Below are 19476 nucleotides of genomic sequence, written 5' to 3' on the forward strand. Positions count from 1 at the left end.
AAAGTATTTAGACGATTGATCTACCTATACTGAGTAACACATTTGATGGTACAAAGTAACCACTATACTATAGATGCAACGTTTTCTATCTGTCTATAGCGCATCCATCAGGTGGATACGCAGCCAATTGTACAACCATTGGTATCCTGCACATTTTTCCCTAATTTACCTTAAAATTATAGGTGTGGTATAAGACATATGCAGAGCAGTTAATTTTTGCTCCATAGTCAAAAATTTAAAGCATGCGTATATACTTTATTTTTTTTTATCCTATTGGTTCATAAGGTTTCTATAGCTTTTTCTGTATCATTAGGCCATTTAGTTGCTTTTGATGATTATGTAAACGCAATCTACCAGCGGCAAAATTTTACGGAAGAAGCAGATTTTGAATCCATCAAAGAAAGACTTCAAGAAGCCTATGCTGCCCCATTAGACTTAAATAAGACAACAGAAGCATCATTGGATGCATTAGGTATTTTATCTAAAAATCAAATAAAAAATTATTTTACCCATTTAGCGACTACAGGTCCATTGTATTCCAGATATGAACTACAAGCCATTCCTGATTTTGATTTGGTCACTATAGCTTTGCTATTGCCTTTTGTTTATGTAGCAGAAACTTATCATTTACCCTGTCATTGCTTGAAAAGCAGTACAAGCAAATCCAACTATTTTTTATTTCGTTATGTGCCTGCATTGTGCTCAAGGGATTTTAGTCAGTCTTCAACCTTAGGCAATTTAAATCGCTGTACTTTTCAATTTTTATTTGATCATCAAAATGATATAACATGGGGTATCACCGCTAGAAAACAAGCAGGGGAATCTTTTTGTTGGGACCATGCTACCTATCGTTATGGATTTAACCTATGGTCCATCTTTGTAATGGTAAACCATAAAAAGTATATAAAACGAATGGTAGTTGGTGATTACCAAATAGGCCATGGACAGGGCTTGTTATTAAGTGCAGGCTATACCCACAAAGGAGATGCGATCAGTTCGGTCATCCGTTCCAATCATATCGGCATTCGTCCCTATAAGGGCATTAGACGTGTTGGATTACGAGGTGTAGCCATCACATCTGATGTGGGCATGGTGGAGTTAACTGGATTCTATGCCAACCATAACCTAGATGCTGCCCTACTGTTAAATGGTCAACAGAAGTGTTATACCCATCGGATAGATTGCATCGGTAAGTATGATACCAGCTATAACTTAGCAAAAAAAGGTGTGGTGAATGAACAGGTCCTTGGGTGCACCATACGGAAGCAATGTCATAGGAATCAAACAGAGGTGGGCATGAATCTGCTTTATAACCATTACGATATACCTGTTATGATAAAAGATAAAGCAACTGTTTCCTATTTATTACAAAACCAACTTGGGCTTAGTCTATTTTATCGTTTGCTATGGAAAAACTGTATAGGATTCGGAGAGCTAGGGTGTACTTTTCCAAATGCAATTTGGTCTAAAAAGTCAAAAGCCTTGATTATAGGATGTATTATAAGTTTTTCCCGTCATATAGATCTGTCTGGTACATTATATTACTATGGGAAAAGATGGTACACACCCTATGGAAATGCTTTTAAACATTATAGCACAGACTATGGAAATGAAAAAGGGGGGTATGCCTGTTTGCAGTTTACGCCTTTATCTAGCTGGAAACTTACAACCAGTAGTCACTTTTTTACTATATTATACCCTAAACCACAGCTGAAAATAGCCAGTATTGGCCATTATCTTACCACGCGTTCTAATTATATATTCAATCGTTCAACTATATTGCTGGTACAGCATAAGCTATATCACCATCCCCGCAATAAGTCTAAAGCAGCAGATCGCTCAGATGACATACAAGCTCAGCGAGCGATCCAAAATAGTTTTAAATGTAGGATAGACCACAAGCTTACCCATTATTGGTGGAGCAATTTGGAAGTACAATATACCCATTATAATTTTTTAGGAGAACCCCATCATGGCTATGCGCTATCCGGTAGACAAAAATGGCAAAGAAATAAATGGAAGCTTACCTGTAAATCAATTTTATTTAAAACCCAAAACTATAGTACTAGACTATATTTTTATCTGCCTAATCCATTATATAGTGGTACACAGTTTCGTTCCTATTGTGGCAATGGTATGGCTACTACTTGGTTGGTTTGTTGGAGGCCGGTGGAGGTAGTGCGCCTGGAGATGCAATATACTTTTATATATTTATTTGATAATATAAATAAAACAAAATCAGTACATAAATGTCTGTCCACCAGAAGTAAGCACAATGGCATCATCCAAATTCTAATAAACTTTTAACCCAGTATACTATTTAAAACTTTCGGTAAGAAGCAGCGATAATAAAAATCAATTATAGACGAGACACAATCTATGAAAACCCTAACCCATCAACCTTTTTTAGCACAAGTCATCCACCATTTGCATCGGTCCAATAGGAAGCAGCAATCACTTTTGATATTTCCTACCCAACTATCTATTGATTATTTTCAATCTCTATTTAATAAAAAAAGGGCACAAGAAAGTGTTACTTGTTTACCGCTGCATCAGTTCATAATAATGCATAGTAGCATCAAGCCACTACCTACTTTAACCTTGCTCAGTAGGCTATATAGATTAGTCGAACGGGTTTTAAATAGGAAAGAATCTTTTGAGCAATTTTATGGTTGGGGGCTTACCCTGTTACAAGATTTTAATGGTATAGATACCCATCTTTTAAACAGTAGTGCATTCTGCGCATCCTTCATCCAGCAAAACAAAAAGACCGTTGATACTTTTGTAGACCAAAATCTATTGGGATCTCTTGAAAAGGCTAGGACTTTATCACTATTGCAAGAAAAAGAGGAGTTGCTTGTTAGCGAACAATTGCCCTTGTTGTATGAATCTTTTAGAGAAAGTTTAATAGAAAAGCAAGAAGGATATGAAGGTTTATGTTATAGCATGGCACAACCATTACCGAAGCTAATCGCTACTTATCAGGAGCTCATCTTTATTGGGTTTAATAGCTTAACAGCTGTTGAAGAGCAGTTTATTCAGCAATGTCAGGCAATCGCTTCTACTACTTTTTTCTGGGATGTTGATGCCCATTATTTAGACCATCCAAATAACGTAGCGGGCCACTATCTGCGCCAGCATAGAGCAAAAAAATGGTTTCAGAAAAGTTTTCTAACTGCTACTTATTTGAATGATCCTAGTAAAAAAGTTTGGCTCATAGAAACCTCTAGTATAGTCGCACAGGTGCAAGCAGTAGTGACAGCTTTACAAGAAAAAACGAATAAGGGTCTACCCAAGTTTCCAGCCAACCAAACTGCCATAGTAGTAAGTGGTAGCGATTTACTTATACCTTTGTTAGATCAGCTTTCTAAGCTATCTATTCCCTTACATTTTAAATTGGAGTACCCATTTAGGGCTACGGTTATATATAGTTTATTAGAGCAATTCGTAAAGCTTTGGGAAGCTACTATGGAAGGGAAGCAGATGGAAATCTATATAGCTAACCTTTTGGCCCTATGTGATCCATTTGTGAAAGACATGATGCAATCGGGGGAGGCTATAGGCAATGCCCTTTCAAATGATCCATCTTATCAGTCGGGAGTCTTTGACCTATGGTTGAACAAAACGCATAAAAACCTTTTATCCTATCTTAAGGAAGGGTTAGCTTATATAGATCACTATTTTATAGAAACAGATGGTCTTTTCTTAGCCCTGAATAAAAGGGCATTAAGTCATCTACTGAAATATATTGATGGCCTAGCAGCAGAAATGGATAGCTGTTCTGTTGCTTTTTTATTAAATCGTCTAAAAGAAAGTAAAATATGCTTTCATCAAAATCATCCTATAACAGGACTCTATATTGTAGAAGTTGCTGCATCCTATAACTTAGATTTTGAACATATTTTTTTTCTGAACATGAATGAAGGGTCCTTTCCTAAACCGATGCATCATGATTCTTTTGTACCGTATGACTTGCGTTATAACTTTGGACTGCCATTTTTAGATAAAGTAGCAGAAAACAACACAGCGTATGGATTTTATAGATTATTGCAGCGTGCCCAAAATATCTATTGTTACTATGTCCAAAAAAATAGTTTAGCTACTTCTAGTGAAATGAATCGACTATTAATGCAATTGACCTTTGATAGTACATTAAAAGTTATACAGTCTGATCATGCTATGCATCTCCCCACCAGGTCAATTCCTGTTATATCTATTCAAAAAGATGATGGAGTAATGCAGTTATTAAATAGGTTTTTGGTCAAAGAGTCATCAGCTGCTGCTTCTAGTTTAACACCTTCTGCATTGATTGCTTATTTATCTTGTCCACTTCAATTTTATTTTATCTATTTGCTTCAATTAAAGCAGCGCGTATGGCCCAAAGATGGCGCAGAGGCTGTACAGTTGGGGACATTGTTTCATCGTGTTATGGCACGATGTTACCAACCTTTTGTAGGTGTACAGATGGATAAAGAAATGGTCATGGAACTGGCGTCAAATATAAAAATAAAGCTAAAAGAAGTTATAGCTGCGCAACGGACTGAACCAAGTGCGCCTATGTTACTCCATGCACTACTAGAAAAGCTCTTAGTGCGTATGCTGGACTCAGATCGTTCGGATGCACCATTTACCATTTTAGGCGTTGAGGTAACCATTAAGCAACCCATCCTGTTGAACCTAGATATAGCACGCAAAGTTTGGTTAAGCGGTGTGATAGATCGTATAGATACATCAAACCACTTAATTCGCATTATAGACTATAAGACCGGCTTATCCAAGTATACAATAGCCAGTATAGCTAGCTTATTTGATCCTCCTCAGATTAAAAAAAATAAAGCTATGTTTCAAACTTTTTTATACGCTTGGCTTTTTAAATCACTACATGGCATGCATGGTCCACAACAGGTTATGCCTTATTTGATTCATATTCGTTCGCTTTTTTTATCTGATTATAAGCCTGGTATATTCATTCAACAATCGGGCAATGGTAAAAAGTATCAACAGATAGAAGATATTATGGAATATGCACAGCTATTTGAAGGGGCATTAAAGGCGTTGCTCTTGGAAATTTTTAATCCTGCTATACCTTTTGTACAAACACAAGATCTTGAAATATGTGCCTATTGCCCATACGTGCGCATTTGTCAAAGGGATATAGTGGCCTGAAAAAATCAGATAAAAAGGGATTTCTCATTTTATCAAATAAGTTTTTATTTACTTTTGCTAAAGACTAGCTAAATAATCGACCTTGAAATAATATATAATTATTTGTGTGATTCGTAGAGATTGTTACAATAAAAAATGTAAGATTAAATCTCAACTACTACAAATAAAAGTATTTTTCATATTTTTTCTGATTTGGGTAATCAGTTCTATACCTTTTTCCATAAGTTTTTCAAATAATTCTTTACTCAAATACCCTTTATCGGCAAATACTTTTACGATCAAATTTTTACATAAATTTTCTACTGGCCATCTATCATTGGCCTTACCTGTAGTAAGAGAAAAGTTCATAATTTCATATAAATCATTGACAATCAAGTTTAAATTAATTCCATAGAACCAACCAGTAGTGGTTTTACCTTTAGTAGCAATTGATTTAAAAACTTTGTGCGAATAGGCTCTTTTGGTATTATAAACTTTAATGGCTGTTGAATCCATAAAGTAACATTCTGTTTTCGTTTTGGAAAGATTTTGTGAAAAAAAATAGAAGGGAACCATTGTTCTTTGAACTAGGGATATAAATCTAGTATAACTTACTAAATTTCTAAACTCACTTGAATGAAATTGCTGTAAATGAAGATAATATAACTTAAAATTTCTAAACCCAATTACATGAAAAGCAATTAATATTGTCATTATTTCGCTCAAAGTCAATGAGCATATTCTAGTTGGTTTCCTCTCAGAGCTGGTTAGCAACTTTTTTCCATATAAGGCATAAATTTTATTAGAAATTCATCAACAACGTAATATATTTCAACTAATTTTGATACATTGATAAGCAGCTCCTTTGGTTTTTATGGTTATTTTTCAATCCCACAAATTTAAAACACAAAGGAGCTTTTTATACTCATTGCTTAGTTTCTAATCCAGAATTGACGTTAATATCTAATCCGTAACGATGAGTTTATGATATTTTGTTTTTTGAGATGGGAATATGATATATTTTATGGAGTATTTTAGCTGGGTATTTAGGTTGTCTTAAAAAACGACCCTTTAATGAGACAAGAACTATTTCTAAAATACACAAGCTTATTCAGATAAGATAAGAAATTTCTAAACTGATATTAAAACCGACTAAATAAGCATTTACACAATTTTATTTACAAACTCTTTTAAATTGGTTATGAGCCTTTATTTTTATCTTATAGGTCACTATAGATAACTACATAATATCCTGAATATCATACTTAGATAGTCCGGTAAATAACATTACCTTATCTAATTGGAAGCCATCTTTAAGCATAGCCTTGGCTATAGAAAGGGCTTTCTTTTTTTCGCCCTTTTCTTCCCCTATTCGGATACCTTCTTCTCTACCTTTTTGTTTTCCTTCTTGTATTAATCTTTCAGCTACAGACATGGCTATATAGTGGACCGAAAAAATCGGACAAAGTTTTATAAATTTTGTTTCCGTGTTATTTCTGCTTTAGCGTATTGATTTTTTACATGTGTAAGATAGACGTTCATAGGTTTTTGATATTTAATACTAGAATGAAATCTTTTGTAATTATATTTATGCATGTAATCGTTAATGCCCTGTTTAATCTCTTTAATATTTTTAAAGTCATTTATAAACAAGCAGTTATATTTTATTGTTCTAAAAAAACGCTCTATAACTACATTATCAATACTTCTACCTTGCCCATTCATTGATATTTTAATACCATACTTTTTTAACAATTGTATGTGACCATGACTGGTATATTGACTTCCATGATCGCTATTAAAGTACTCTGGAGCAGGATATTTGCTAAGAGCTTCTTCTAAAATATCTGTTACAAGTGTTGTATCCATACTGTTAGATACTTTATAGCTCAATATAGCCTTACTATGCCAGTCTATTATAGCTGCAAAATAGATAAATCCATTATTAGTTTTAATATAAGTTATATCCCCGCTCCAAACCTGATTTGATTTAGGTACATAAAGACGCCTGGTCTGACCAGAGGAAAACCAATACTTATCTAGTAAATAACCATGTGCTTTATATTTAGAAGACTTAAAAGAAGTAAAAACTTTTTTACGCGGATAAACAGCACATAAGCCCATTCTACGCATATAATGTAGCACACGATTTTTTCCTATAGACAAACCATCTTCTAATAACTGGTTATATATATAACGGTATCCGTATTCTGGATGATCGATATAAATATCAGCTATTTTATTGATAAGCTCCTTATTAAAACTATCTTCTATACTAGATTTATAATATAAAAAAGAACGATTAATCGATAATAATTTACATTGTCTTGCCTTAGGTAAATGAGTAAGCTTGGATTCGACAAGACCTTTTTTACTTAATAAGTCCAAGCTCTTTAGCTTTCCCACTGCCCAGTCCCGCTCAACTGTAGTTTTACCTAATGTCTTGGCTAAGGAATCATTTTCATCCTTTAAATGAGCTATTTCATCTTTGTATGCACTAACAACTTTGGATGGATCAAAAGCTAAATAAGCATGCTCCATAAACTGATGTTTCCAATTTTGAAGTGTTTTGCTAGTTACTCCATACTTGGACGATAACTCTACTAACGTCAATTCTTCTTTTAATAAATCTAAGACTATTTTAGTCTTCTCTACTGAACTAAACTTTCTAACCTTTTTTCTTCCCATTTTATAAACTCGTTTGTGAAACAATAAAACTAGTACAATACGAAACAAAGTATCTAATTTTCTGTCCGATTTTTTCGGTCCACTATACTATATTCTTTAATTTTGGGTTAGAGTTTTTTATTGTTTCCAGTAAATTTGGATTATCATCTACCTTCAACATATATAAAAATACTGCATCCGCGTAACTAATGTAATCTTTTTCTAGAAATTCTACAATTAAACTGATACGATCAGAAAACCATTGCGTAAAATCTCTATAGATACCTTGCTTTAGAACCATGGCTGCAAAAGCAGCTTTTTTATAGCTAAGAAGTTCATCTTCAGACGTACTATATAAATCAACTAAATGAAAACTATTAAACATATACGATTTTACTAGCTCAGGATCCGAAAAGAGATCAAATAAACTACTTGAACCTTTATAGGGCTTGTTTCCGCTGTATACACAGATATTTAATATAACTGGAAGAGGTACATTTCCATTCTCTTTTAGATGTTGTCTCAACAATTGAACGTTATATTCCAAAAACCTTAGACCCATATAAGGATCTTCAGTAGACTGATGTTCGGCTAACAAATATAGGTAACCAGAATTACCATTTATATTGGTTTTGAAGCCTAAATCAGATTCTCCTCGTCTACCAACTGGATCTACGAAACTCTTATTAGTTAACTCTAATGATTCTTTATCTATTCTAGAAAGTAGATCAGAAGGAAGGTTCGCTGATAAAAAATCTAGCATTGCCTCTTTATTACAAAAAGTATTTTTAAATAACTGGTCATGAGGCTTATCTAATACCTTTTCTTTATCATTGGTTTTGTTCTCTTCCTTATTCATTGGATCAATATATCAATAGCTTAAAAAAATAAATACTCTTATAACCTAAACTCTGAATTAGAATATGAGACCGTTGCAATAGAAAATTAAATCTACTCAAAATAAGAAAAAAGCTATGTAATTATTGTTTTTATGTCCTTTTTATGACATAGAAAGGAAGTATTTTACCAAAAATGTATGCAAAAATGTATGCAAAAATGTATGCAAAAATGTCTAAAATATTTTTTTAAATTTTCTATTGCAACGGTCTCATTTTGTTGGTTTTATAAAATAACATTACTTATAAAAAAGTAGTTATTTCATTATGTAATGAAATAACTATTAGATTATTTAGTTAAATAGTTAGTTCTGTCTACCACAGATTGAACAACTTGTTCACATTTGTTTGGTAATCCAAGATAACGGGTTTCTGCAATTGACCTTCCATCTCTTATTGCTTGTCTAAAAGCTGTTTTTTTCTAAAATATGAATTCTATCTATAAAATAGGTTCTATTTCTTCTTGAAATACTTTCATTGTATTTCTACTTTTTACTTCTATATTAACAACTTTGATACCTATTTCTTTAACAATAACATGTTGTCTAATATCTAAAAATCGATTTGAATCGATCAAATATTTTTCTGGATTACCCTTGTATTCAAATTTTTCTTTAGCCCGTTTTTCTGCTGTTATATAGTCTTCCGTAAGTACAATAGACAAAAACGGATAAGTATTTTTTATATGTTTAGAAAATAGAAAAAATAACTTTTTAGCATCTTCTAAGTCCCAATCAGATAGTTGGTTTTGGTAACCAAATGTTTCTAAAAAAGAACCTTTAGAAACTACTATAAAATCTTGATTCCAATCAACTTGATCAAATATTGCTTTACTACAAGTAAGGTAAAGTAAAGCTTCTGTAAAAGAAGATAAAACAATACCCTGATTAACGACTATGTCATTAGCTAGTCTTCCATAGTTAGATCCCTTTGGATCAGTTATGCAGCTTACTGTTCTACCTTTTTTTTCAAAATACCCAGCCAAACAATTTGTTATTTCTTGTCTAGGAGTACCTGATATTCCATTAATAGTATATAAAAAAGCCATGAAAATTATCTTGTTTATTAGATTTAACAAATCTAGTTTACTAATATAGTAATAGTACTCTATTGAATAGTAGAGTAAGTTCTATAATAAAAAATCCAATTATGATTGATTTAAAGTCTATTATATTTAAAATCTTGAAAAATTTTAAATCCTTATTTTACTTTTAAATATTTTATTAAAGATTAAACATAAAAACAAAAATTTACTGAGATGCATTACACAGATTTAGATCATATCATCGTATATATATTTTTATTGGTTACTTTTTTAATAGGACTTTTTCAGGGAAAAGCTCTAAAAAATATGGAAGAATATACTATTGCCCATAAAATGTATGGAGTTATTCCATTAGTTGCTACTTACTTGGCTACTGATATAGGTGCAGGAAGTATCCTAAGTGATGCCTCAGCTGTATTCAATAAAGGTATTATCGTTAATATTTCTATTTCTTCTTTATTTATTGCTTATATAATTAGAGCACTATTCATAGTTCCTAAAATGGTTTATTTCGATAATTGTTTAACACTTGCGGAGATCATGGGTACATATGGAAAATCAGCCAGAATCATTACAGGAATTTTAAACGTTTTGAATGCCATTATACATACCGGAATACAGTTAACGGCTATTGGTATAATCAGTGAACCTTTATTAGGCATAGATCCTACTTGGTCTATATTAATGGGAGGTTTTATTACAATATTATACACAGCAATAGGAGGTATTAAGGCAGTTACCATAACAGATATCGTCCAATTTTTTATATTTATCGTCGCTGTTCCCCTTATTACTTATAATGTAGTATATCATATTGGAGGTATAGAAGCATTATTTATAAAAGTACCTTCAGAAAGATTTTTGATAATAGATCATGAACGATTCTATCGTTATATGATCTACGTTGTAATATGGTTGTTGCAAATAGGTATGGTAGATCCTGCTGTTGTACAAAGAATGCTTATGGCTAAAAATAAACGTCAATTGCGTAATAAGTATATAATCATTGCCTTTTTTGATCCTATTTTTCGATTCTTAGTCATGCTTATTGGGTTAGGAGGGTTAGTACTATACCCTACTATAAAATCTAGTATAGTTGTACCACATGTCATTCAGACATTATTACCAGCAGGAATAAAAGGATTAACTATAGCTGGTCTATTGGCCATTATAATGTCTAGTGCTGACTCTTATATTCATATAGCTGGAGTAACCTTAGTACATGATGTAATTAACCCCTTATCCAAAAACAGATTGACAACTTTTCATGCTTGTTATTGGGCACGATATACTACACTACTGACAGGATGTTTAGCCACATTTATAGCATTAAAAATGACTCATATCCCTTATTTGGGATTTAAAGCATTGGAACTGACCGCTCCTATGCTTTTAGTACCATTTATAGCAGTCATTATTGGACTTAAGGCCAATAAAAAAGCTTTCATAGCCTCTTTATTAATTGCAGTAATGGCTTTTATGTTGTCTAACTTACTACTCCTTAGTATGTACAATATACTATCCATACCCATTACTACCTTGAGCAGCGGATTCATTTTTCTTTTGGTATACTATTGCACATATAAAAAATGGGAAAAAATGGATCGTGTTGTAAGTAAATTTATCATAATGTTTAAACCAACTAATCGTGGGTTACACCAAATGATAAACAAAAATATACCTAATCTTCATACAATTCTATTTCACGTAAAAAATAATCTGCAAAAATACGGATCCCCTTATATATTATCTGGGATATTATGTGGGTGCAACCTGCTTATACCTAATTTTATAGATCGACAAGCTATAGCATCTAACCAGATATTATTACTTAGCTTGATATCTGTAGGTATTATTTGTTGCTTCTTTGTAATTATAAAGGATAAGTGGCCTAAAATAATTCAAGATAAATACCTTCCTTTATTCTTTCTTTTTACCACTTCCTACTGTTTACCATTCTTAAGTACTATCATGGTACTAGCTACAAAAGGAAACATAATATGGATCATACATATGCTACTGTCTATAATATTTTTTATCGTTCTGACAGACTACCTAAATATGATATGGCTTACTTTATTGAGTATTATGTTCGGATGGTTTATATTTGCAGATCATTTTGAGCCTATCAAATGGAACGTTCATAACATATCGTATTATCTAGTTGGTTATCATTTTATTATTTCTCTACTTATTGGGTTTATTTTTTCTTACATAAAACAAAAGAAAATCACACAACTATACGCACAACAACAGCAAATAAGGCACACCCATAAATTAAACGAATTGGATTACCTATATAATTTACGACATCAAATATTACAAAAAAGATATTTCTTTAGTAAAGAATCCTGTTCTAACTATGTAGAAAAAGATCACAAAGAAATATCTAACCCATCTGTTCAAGATAATCTTTATATAAATAGATCTATTGAGGAAATAGATGACTTTAATTTCTATTATAGAAATCAGATTTACACCAATATATCTTATTTACGTCTCAATATAGCTTCTATAGAAATTAATGAACTTCTTGCTAAACTAGCATTATTTCTTAAACCATTAGGATTAGAAGAGAAAGTACAAGTACACGTTAATACAACATGCAAGTTTATTTGTTGTGATAGTGTACAAATTATTCAACTTTTGGTAAATAGACTACATGATCTAGAAAAACAATCGAAATACTTTCTATTTACCTTATCCTTTCAAGAAACTACATTGTCCTATCCATTACACGTAGCAACCAATCGTAATTATAAAAAGATAGTCCCCGCAATTGCATTGATACTTTCTACAACACAAAATTATACAATAGCAAAACCTGCTTATACAGTAGAGAAAAACATGTTTGAAATCAATTTTCCTAACGATATAACTGAATTAATTAAATATAAAAATCAACGTATAATCGATGCACACTATGGATATAGTGAGACCATAACCACTGAATCAGATAATCAAGCAGTTTATATCATACCAATAGATTTAAAAATGCTTCGACCTAAAGTAATAGATGAACCATCTTTACCGGAAGGACCATTAGAAACCAACGCATCTGTTGCTTTAGAAAAAAATTTCTATCTCAAATACAAGGAAAAACTGATTTAGATGTGACCATTGTGCAGAAGGCTATACATCAAATTAAACAGATACACAGAGGTCAGTTCAGAAAATCAGGTGAATTATTTTATACACACCCTTTAGTAGTGGCCACTATTTTATTAAAGATGACTAGTGATCCAGACGCTATCATTGCAGCTTTACTACATGATACTATAGAAGATACACCACTTTGTCTGTATCAAATAGCTTATCAATATGGAAAAGAAGTAGCTTATATAGTTGACAAGGTTACAAATATAGATTGTATAACATCAAAAAAGATAAAACTTACAGAAACGGAAAATAAACAAAAAATATCTGATTATAAAGATATAAGAGTTGTTATGGTAAAATTATCAGACCGGTTACATAATTTACAAACTATTGGATTTCACTTATTTGATAAACAAAAGAAAATAGCTCAAGAAACGTTAGATTTTTACATACCACTTGGTAAAATACTTAACATTCCTTCTGTAAATGAAATAGTTCATGAAATGCATACAATTTGTCGATCGATTATCGATAAAGCTATTTAAGCATAAAATAAAATATGATATTATAGTGGACCGAAAAAATCGGACAGAAAATTAGATACTTTGTTTCGTATTGTACTAGTTTTATTGTTTCACAAACGAGTTTATAAAATGGGAAGAAAAAAGGTTAGAAAGTTTAGTTCAGTAGAGAAGACTAAAATAGTCTTAGATTTATTAAAAGAAGAATTGACGTTAGTAGAGTTATCGTCCAAGTATGGAGTAACTAGCAAAACACTTCAAAATTGGAAACATCAGTTTATGGAGCATGCTTATTTAGCTTTTGATCCATCCAAAGTTGTTAGTGCATACAAAGATGAAATAGCTCATTTAAAGGATGAAAATGATTCCTTAGCCAAGACATTAGGTAAAACTACAGTTGAGCGGGACTGGGCAGTGGGAAAGCTAAAGAGCTTGGACTTATTAAGTAAAAAAGGTCTTGTCGAATCCAAGCTTACTCATTTACCTAAGGCAAGACAATGTAAATTATTATCGATTAATCGTTCTTTTTTATATTATAAATCTAGTATAGAAGATAGTTTTAATAAGGAGCTTATCAATAAAATAGCTGATATTTATATCGATCATCCAGAATACGGATACCGTTATATATATAACCAGTTATTAGAAGATGGTTTGTCTATAGGAAAAAATCGTGTGCTACATTATATGCGTAGAATGGGCTTATGTGCTGTTTATCCGCGTAAAAAAGTTTTTACTTCTTTTAAGTCTTCTAAATATAAAGCACATGGTTATTTACTAGATAAGTATTGGTTTTCCTCTGGTCAGACCAGGCGTCTTTATGTACCTAAATCAAATCAGGTTTGGAGCGGGGATATAACTTATATTAAAACTAATAATGGATTTATCTATTTTGCAGCTATAATAGACTGGCATAGTAAGGCTATATTGAGCTATAAAGTATCTAACAGTATGGATACAACACTTGTAACAGATATTTTAGAAGAAGCTCTTAGCAAATATCCTGCTCCAGAGTACTTTAATAGCGATCATGGAAGTCAATATACCAGTCATGGTCACATACAATTGTTAAAAAAGTATGGTATTAAAATATCAATGAATGGGCAAGGTAGAAGTATTGATAATGTAGTTATAGAGCGTTTTTTTAGAACAATAAAATATAACTGCTTGTTTATAAATGACTTTAAAAATATTAAAGAGATTAAACAGGGCATTAACGATTACATGCATAAATATAATTACAAAAGATTTCATTCTAGTATTAAATATCAAAAACCTATGAACGTCTATCTTACACATGTAAAAAATCAATACGCTAAAGCAGAAATAACACGGAAACAAAATTTATAAAACTTTGTCCGATTTTTTCGGTCCACTATATATAAACCATAAATCATCCATAAAATTATTACAATTATAAGTATTAAGGGTACTAGGCAAAATCATGCGTAAATGTACGCTAAGGCTTAAATCATTTAATCAAATTTTTATTTATGACATATTCTGCGTAGAGCAAGATATTATCCCATCCGATAGGGCTAATATGCTCTAATAATTTCAAATTATGAGTCTCTCTTTATAAGTGTGTAAATATTTTTTAGGGTTTATATTTACCTAAATGATAACACTTAAAATAGATGAAAAAAAAGATATATGTAAAGACGGAATAATCAAGGCGATAGAAGTGCTTATAGACTCAGGTGTAGACCTATCGACTCTGTTTGATCAAGGCGGTTTACTGAAACAATTAAGCAAACGTCTTGTAGAAAAAGCGTTAGAATCAGAAATGGATAGCTATTTAGGTTATACCAAATATAGTCGTAGTGATTCAGCAAATGCTCGTAATGGTTTATGTAGTAAGCAAGTTATAACTGATAACGGGGTTATATCGGTTGATGTCCCCCGAGATAGATCATCGGCTTTTGAACCTGTTTTATTACCTAAGCGTCAAAGAAGAATCCCTGGTTTAGATGATAAGATTTTATCTTTATATGCTAAAGGGATGAGTCTATCAGATATTCAGCTTCAAATACAAGAATTGTATGGAGCAGAAGTTAGTGAAAGCCTGATAAGTAAGATCACAGATTCTATTATTGAAGATGTTAAGATATGGCAAAATCGTCCCTTAGAATCAGTTTATCCAATTGTTTTTTTGATTGTTTTNTAGTTAAGGTTAGACAAGACAAACGCATCATGAATAAGTCAGTCTATGTTGCGTTAGGTATAGATCGATTAGGGATAAAAGATGTTTTAGGACTATGGATGAGTGAAAATGAAGGATCTAAGTTTTGGTTAGGTAATTTGACAGAGCTCAAAAATCGTGATATGCAGGATATGCTGATTGCTTGTACAGATAATTTATCAGGTATGTCTGAGGCAATCGGTGCTGTATATCCTAAAACAGACCACCAACTCTGTATCGTTCACCAAATTAGGAATAGCTTCAAGTATGTATCCTATAAAGATAGGAAAGCATTATCTGCTGATTTAAAGCCAATTTATACATCAGTAAATGAAGAAGAAGCACTAATGGCATTAGAAACTTTTGCCAACAAATGGGATAAACAGTACCCACAAATAGCCAAGGCTTGGTATGACAATTGGAATAATCTGATGGTATTTTTACAATACCCTAATGCAATACGTAAAGTTATTTATACAACAAATATTGTTGAATCTGTAAATAGTCAATTCCGTAGAGTTACTAAAAATAAAAGAGTGTTTCCTAACGATTTAGCTGTTTTTAAAACCTTGTATCTAACTATTAACTACATAACCAGAAAGTGGACCATGCCTATGCATAATTGGAGTGAGGCTATAGCACATTTTTTAATTAAATTCGAAAATAGAATTTAAAACACATAAAAATATTTTACACACTTAAATGGACAGAGCCTAAAGGAAATAACACGGAAACAAAATTTATAAAATATTGTCCGGTTTTTTCGGTCCACTATATCCGCATAATATACAAATTTGAAGACAAGGGATAGAACTAGAACTATATAAAACCAAATACAGATGCGACAGAACCCCAGAAAGTGGACCATGCCTATGCATAATTGGATTGAGGCTATACCACATTTTCTAATTAAATTTGAACATAGAATTTAAAACACATAAAAATATTTTACACACTTAAATGGACAGAGCCAGTCTATCAGATTAAATCCTAACTACTACATATAAAGACAGACTCTTTAAAACCCTTTCCAGTTAATAATTGGCTTTAAATGTTGTAATATTTTAACACTATTTTTCTGTAATTCCATGACTTCTGTTATATTTTTATAAGCAAAAGGACTTTCATCTATTGTTTTTGTCATTATAGGTGCAATGATCCCTTGCATGGCTTCTTTAAACTGATCTAGCTTGACATGTTTTTGTGCTTGTTTACGAGACATTATTCTACCAGCTCCGTGTGAAGAACTACTTAAAAAATCATCATTACCTAGCCCTTCAACTAGAAAACAACCATCCTTCATATTAGCAGGTATTACACCACGTTCTCCCTTATCTGAAGAAGTTGCTCCTTTTCTATGTATAAATAGATCTTTCCCTACTTTAATACAATGGTTGTGATTTTTATTTGTCCACAAATTTTCTGTCGTGTTGTATGAAATACCTGTTACTTTATGGATAGATTTTTCAACTTTTACCGCCATAGAGATTCTATTTAACAGAGCAAATTCCAAACAATATTGCTGAAAAATCATATATTCATTATGTAAACTTGCATCTTCAATAGCAAATGTTTCTTCAAACCCTTTCTCCAATCCAGAAACAGCTTTCATAAAATAAGTAGCTATATGATGGCCAACACTTCTTGAGCCACTGTGGATCACCAACCACGTTTCATTACCACTGATCAATATTTCAATAAAATGATTACCAGAACCTAAAGTACCTAAATTTGGTTTTGATTTATGATATACCTCATTCCATAAAGCTTGATAAGTTGTCAATTCCTTTAATCTCCTAATGGCTGTTTCCATTTCATCAACCAAATAGACTCGGTCATTTTGTTTATTGTAGCGACCTGTCCCCATAGGTATGTCTCTATTAACTTGATTAAATAGTTGCTGGGCCTTTTCATGTATAATATTTTGTTCATCTATGTGGTTGGCTATTTTAACAGCGATCATCCCACATCCTATATCATAGCCTACCCAAGAAGGTACAATTGATTTGTATGTTTTGATTACACTACCTATAGGTGCAACATATCCAGGATGTGCATCTGGCATCAAAGCAGCTTCTACGACAAAATTTTTGCTACAACAATTGTTGAATTGTTTCAGCGCCTCTTCTTCTATGTTTAAACCGTAAACATTAATTTTTTTAGCCATGAAAATATTTAATAACCTGAACTCTGGATTAGACTATATTTTTTAATTTGATAATGAATTACACAATATAATTATATTTATATCTTGTATAACAGTGTAAAAGAATGATTTATATAAATAAATATGATTATCAACTATTTATAATATAAAACATCTAATAAAGGTAAATAAAATAGCTCATTTTTTAGTAAAAACCAGATATTTAATTATCTGTAAATCAGTTAAATAAATACAAAGTTCACCTTGATAGCCTTACGAAAAAAAGAAATATATGCAGACTTGTCTCTACGTTCACTAGGCTCTGTCCATTTAACTGTGTAAAATATTTTTAAGTGTTTTAAATTCTATGTTCGAATTTAATTAAAAAATGTGCTATAGCCTCACTCCAATTATGCATAGGCATGGTCCACTTTCTGGTTATNTAGTTAATAGTTAAATATAAGGTTTTAAAAACAGCTAAATCGTTAGGAAACACTCTTTTATTTTTAGTAACTCTACGGAATTGACTATTTACAGATTCAACAATATTTGTTGTNTAAATAACCNTACGTATTGCATTAGGGTATTGTAAAAATAGCATCAGATTATTCCAATTAGCATACCAAGANTTGGCTATTTGTGGGTACTGTTTATCCCATTTGTTGGCAAAAGTTTCTAATGCCATTAGTGCTTCTTCTTCATTTACTGATGTATAAATTGGCTTTAAATCAGCAGATAATCCTTTCCTATCTTTATAGGATACATACTTCAAGCTATTCCTAATTTGGTGAACGATACAGAGTTGGTGATCTGTTTTAGGATATACAGCACTGATTGCCTCAGACATACCTGATAAATTATCTGTACAAGCAATGAGCATATCNTGCATACCACGATTTTTGAGCTCTGTCAAATTACCTAACCAAAACTTAGATCCTTCATTTTCACTCATCCATAGTCCTAAAACATCTTTTATCCCTAGTCGATCTATACCTAACGCAACATAGACTGACTTATTCATGATGCGTTTGTCTTGTCTAACCTTAACTACAAAACAATCAAAAAAAACAATTGGATAGACTGTTTCTAATGGACGATTTTGCCATATCTTAACATCTTCAATAACAGAATCTGTGATGTTACTGATCAGGCTTTCACTAACTTCTGCTCCATACAATTCTTGTATTTGAAGCTGAATATCTGATAGACTCATCCCTTTAGCATATAAAGATAAAATCTTATCATCTAAACCAGGGATTCTTGTTTGACGTTTAGGTAATAAAACAGGTTCAAAACTGGATGATCTATCTCTGGGGACTTCAACCGATATAACACCATTATCAGTTATAACTCGCTTACTAGACAGGCCATTACGGGAATTTTCTNAANCACTACGTCCATACTTGCTATAACCTAGATGGGAATCCATTTCTGATTCTAACGCTTTTTCTACAAGACGTTTGATTAATTGTTTCAGTAAACCGCCTTGATCAAACAGAGTCGATAGGTCTACACCTGAGTCTATAAGGAATTCTATCGCCTTGATTATGCCGTCTTTACATATATCTTTTTTTTTCGTCTATTTTAAGTGTTATCATTTAGGTAAATATAAACCCTAAAAAATATTTACACACTTATAAAGACAGACTCAATGATAATTTTATTGAATCTCTTACATTTCCCTCAGAAAATTTAATTTTAAGTATTAAACTTAACTATATATTTAGAATGGATTAAACCTAATGATAGAAAATTTTACAAATTTAAAGTTGCAT

The 19476-nt window shown here is 31.9% G+C and carries 11 protein-coding genes and 2 pseudogenes; 6 read left to right on the forward strand and 7 right to left on the reverse strand.

Annotated elements, in window-relative coordinates:
- Positions 1 to 216: 216 nt before the first annotated feature.
- Both AL022_RS02460 and AL022_RS02465 read left to right on the forward strand, forming a co-directional pair.
- Positions 217 to 2307: a hypothetical protein gene (locus tag AL022_RS02460; protein ID WP_014934687.1), complete on the forward strand. Its 2091-nt coding sequence runs from the start codon at positions 217 to 219 to the stop codon at positions 2305 to 2307.
- Positions 2308 to 2379: 72 nt separating this feature from the next.
- Entirely contained in the window at positions 2380 to 5166 is a 2787-nt protein-coding gene (locus AL022_RS02465; RefSeq protein ID WP_014934688.1) for a PD-(D/E)XK nuclease family protein, read from the forward strand.
- 162 nt (positions 5167 to 5328) lie between these two features.
- On the opposite strand, the pseudogene AL022_RS04270 reads toward AL022_RS02465, so the two are convergent.
- The 5 genes and pseudogenes from AL022_RS04270 to AL022_RS02490 form a co-directional block, all read right to left on the reverse strand.
- Positions 5329 to 5999: pseudogene (locus AL022_RS04270) on the reverse strand (IS982 family transposase); the annotation flags it as partial.
- Positions 6000 to 6385: 386 nt separating this feature from the next.
- The gene (locus AL022_RS02475) at positions 6386 to 6580 is read right to left on the reverse strand and encodes an RpnC/YadD family protein (protein WP_014934690.1); all 195 of its coding nucleotides are present in this window, start codon (positions 6578 to 6580) and stop codon (positions 6386 to 6388) included.
- Between the two features lie 35 nt (positions 6581 to 6615).
- Positions 6616 to 7833: an IS3 family transposase gene (locus AL022_RS02480; protein WP_014934691.1), complete on the reverse strand. Its 1218-nt coding sequence runs from the start codon at positions 7831 to 7833 to the stop codon at positions 6616 to 6618.
- 82 nt (positions 7834 to 7915) lie between these two features.
- A complete protein-coding gene (locus AL022_RS02485) occupies positions 7916 to 8671 on the reverse strand; it encodes an Rpn family recombination-promoting nuclease/putative transposase (protein ID WP_014934692.1) in 756 nt (251 codons plus the stop codon).
- A 476-nt stretch (positions 8672 to 9147) separates the two neighbouring features.
- The gene (locus tag AL022_RS02490; protein ID WP_014934694.1) at positions 9148 to 9756 is read right to left on the reverse strand and encodes a hypothetical protein; all 609 of its coding nucleotides are present in this window, start codon (positions 9754 to 9756) and stop codon (positions 9148 to 9150) included.
- 210 nt (positions 9757 to 9966) lie between these two features.
- Here AL022_RS02490 and AL022_RS02495 point away from each other — a divergent pair, with 210 nt between their 5' ends.
- From AL022_RS02495 to AL022_RS04680, 4 genes and pseudogenes are all read left to right on the forward strand, one after another.
- On the forward strand, positions 9967 to 12864 hold the full coding sequence (locus AL022_RS02495) for a sodium:solute symporter family protein (protein WP_014934695.1): 2898 nt from the start codon (positions 9967 to 9969) through the stop codon (positions 12862 to 12864).
- A 2-nt stretch (positions 12865 to 12866) separates the two neighbouring features.
- A complete protein-coding gene (locus AL022_RS02500; RefSeq protein ID WP_014934696.1) occupies positions 12867 to 13397 on the forward strand; it encodes an HD domain-containing protein in 531 nt (176 codons plus the stop codon).
- A gap of 108 nt (positions 13398 to 13505) precedes the next feature.
- Positions 13506 to 14723 carry an IS3 family transposase gene (locus tag AL022_RS02505; RefSeq protein ID WP_014934691.1) on the forward strand — a complete coding sequence of 406 codons (1218 nt, stop codon included), beginning with the start codon at positions 13506 to 13508 and terminating at the stop codon, positions 14721 to 14723.
- Between the two features lie 283 nt (positions 14724 to 15006).
- Positions 15007 to 16229: pseudogene (locus tag AL022_RS04680) on the forward strand (IS256 family transposase).
- 344 nt (positions 16230 to 16573) lie between these two features.
- Here the strand turns inward: AL022_RS04680 and AL022_RS02515 are convergent.
- Positions 16574 to 17722 (reverse strand): RtcB family protein, encoded by a 1149-nt coding sequence (locus tag AL022_RS02515; protein WP_014934699.1) that lies wholly within the window; start codon positions 17720 to 17722, stop codon positions 16574 to 16576.
- A 337-nt stretch (positions 17723 to 18059) separates the two neighbouring features.
- A complete protein-coding gene (locus tag AL022_RS02520; RefSeq protein ID WP_041546106.1) occupies positions 18060 to 19250 on the reverse strand; it encodes an IS256 family transposase in 1191 nt (396 codons plus the stop codon).
- Positions 19251 to 19476 lie beyond the last annotated feature (226 nt).

The sequence above is a fragment of the Cardinium endosymbiont cEper1 of Encarsia pergandiella genome, from assembly GCF_000304455.1.
In the GTDB taxonomy this organism is placed as follows: Bacteria; Bacteroidota; Bacteroidia; order Cytophagales; family Amoebophilaceae; genus Cardinium.

Coding starts and splice junctions, on each gene's coding strand:
- AL022_RS02475 (WP_014934690.1), bottom strand. CDS start 6,580: ATGTCTGTAGCTGAAAGATTAATACAAGAAGGAAAACAAAAAGGTAGA.
- AL022_RS02515 (WP_014934699.1), bottom strand. CDS start 17,722: ATGGCTAAAAAAATTAATGTTTACGGTTTAAACATAGAAGAAGAGGCG.
- AL022_RS02490 (WP_014934694.1), bottom strand. CDS start 9,756: ATGGCTTTTTTATATACTATTAATGGAATATCAGGTACTCCTAGACAA.
- AL022_RS02465 (WP_014934688.1), top strand. CDS start 2,380: ATGAAAACCCTAACCCATCAACCTTTTTTAGCACAAGTCATCCACCAT.
- AL022_RS02485 (WP_014934692.1), bottom strand. CDS start 8,671: ATGAATAAGGAAGAGAACAAAACCAATGATAAAGAAAAGGTATTAGAT.
- AL022_RS02495 (WP_014934695.1), top strand. CDS start 9,967: ATGCATTACACAGATTTAGATCATATCATCGTATATATATTTTTATTG.
- AL022_RS02505 (WP_014934691.1), top strand. CDS start 13,506: ATGGGAAGAAAAAAGGTTAGAAAGTTTAGTTCAGTAGAGAAGACTAAA.
- AL022_RS02480 (WP_014934691.1), bottom strand. CDS start 7,833: ATGGGAAGAAAAAAGGTTAGAAAGTTTAGTTCAGTAGAGAAGACTAAA.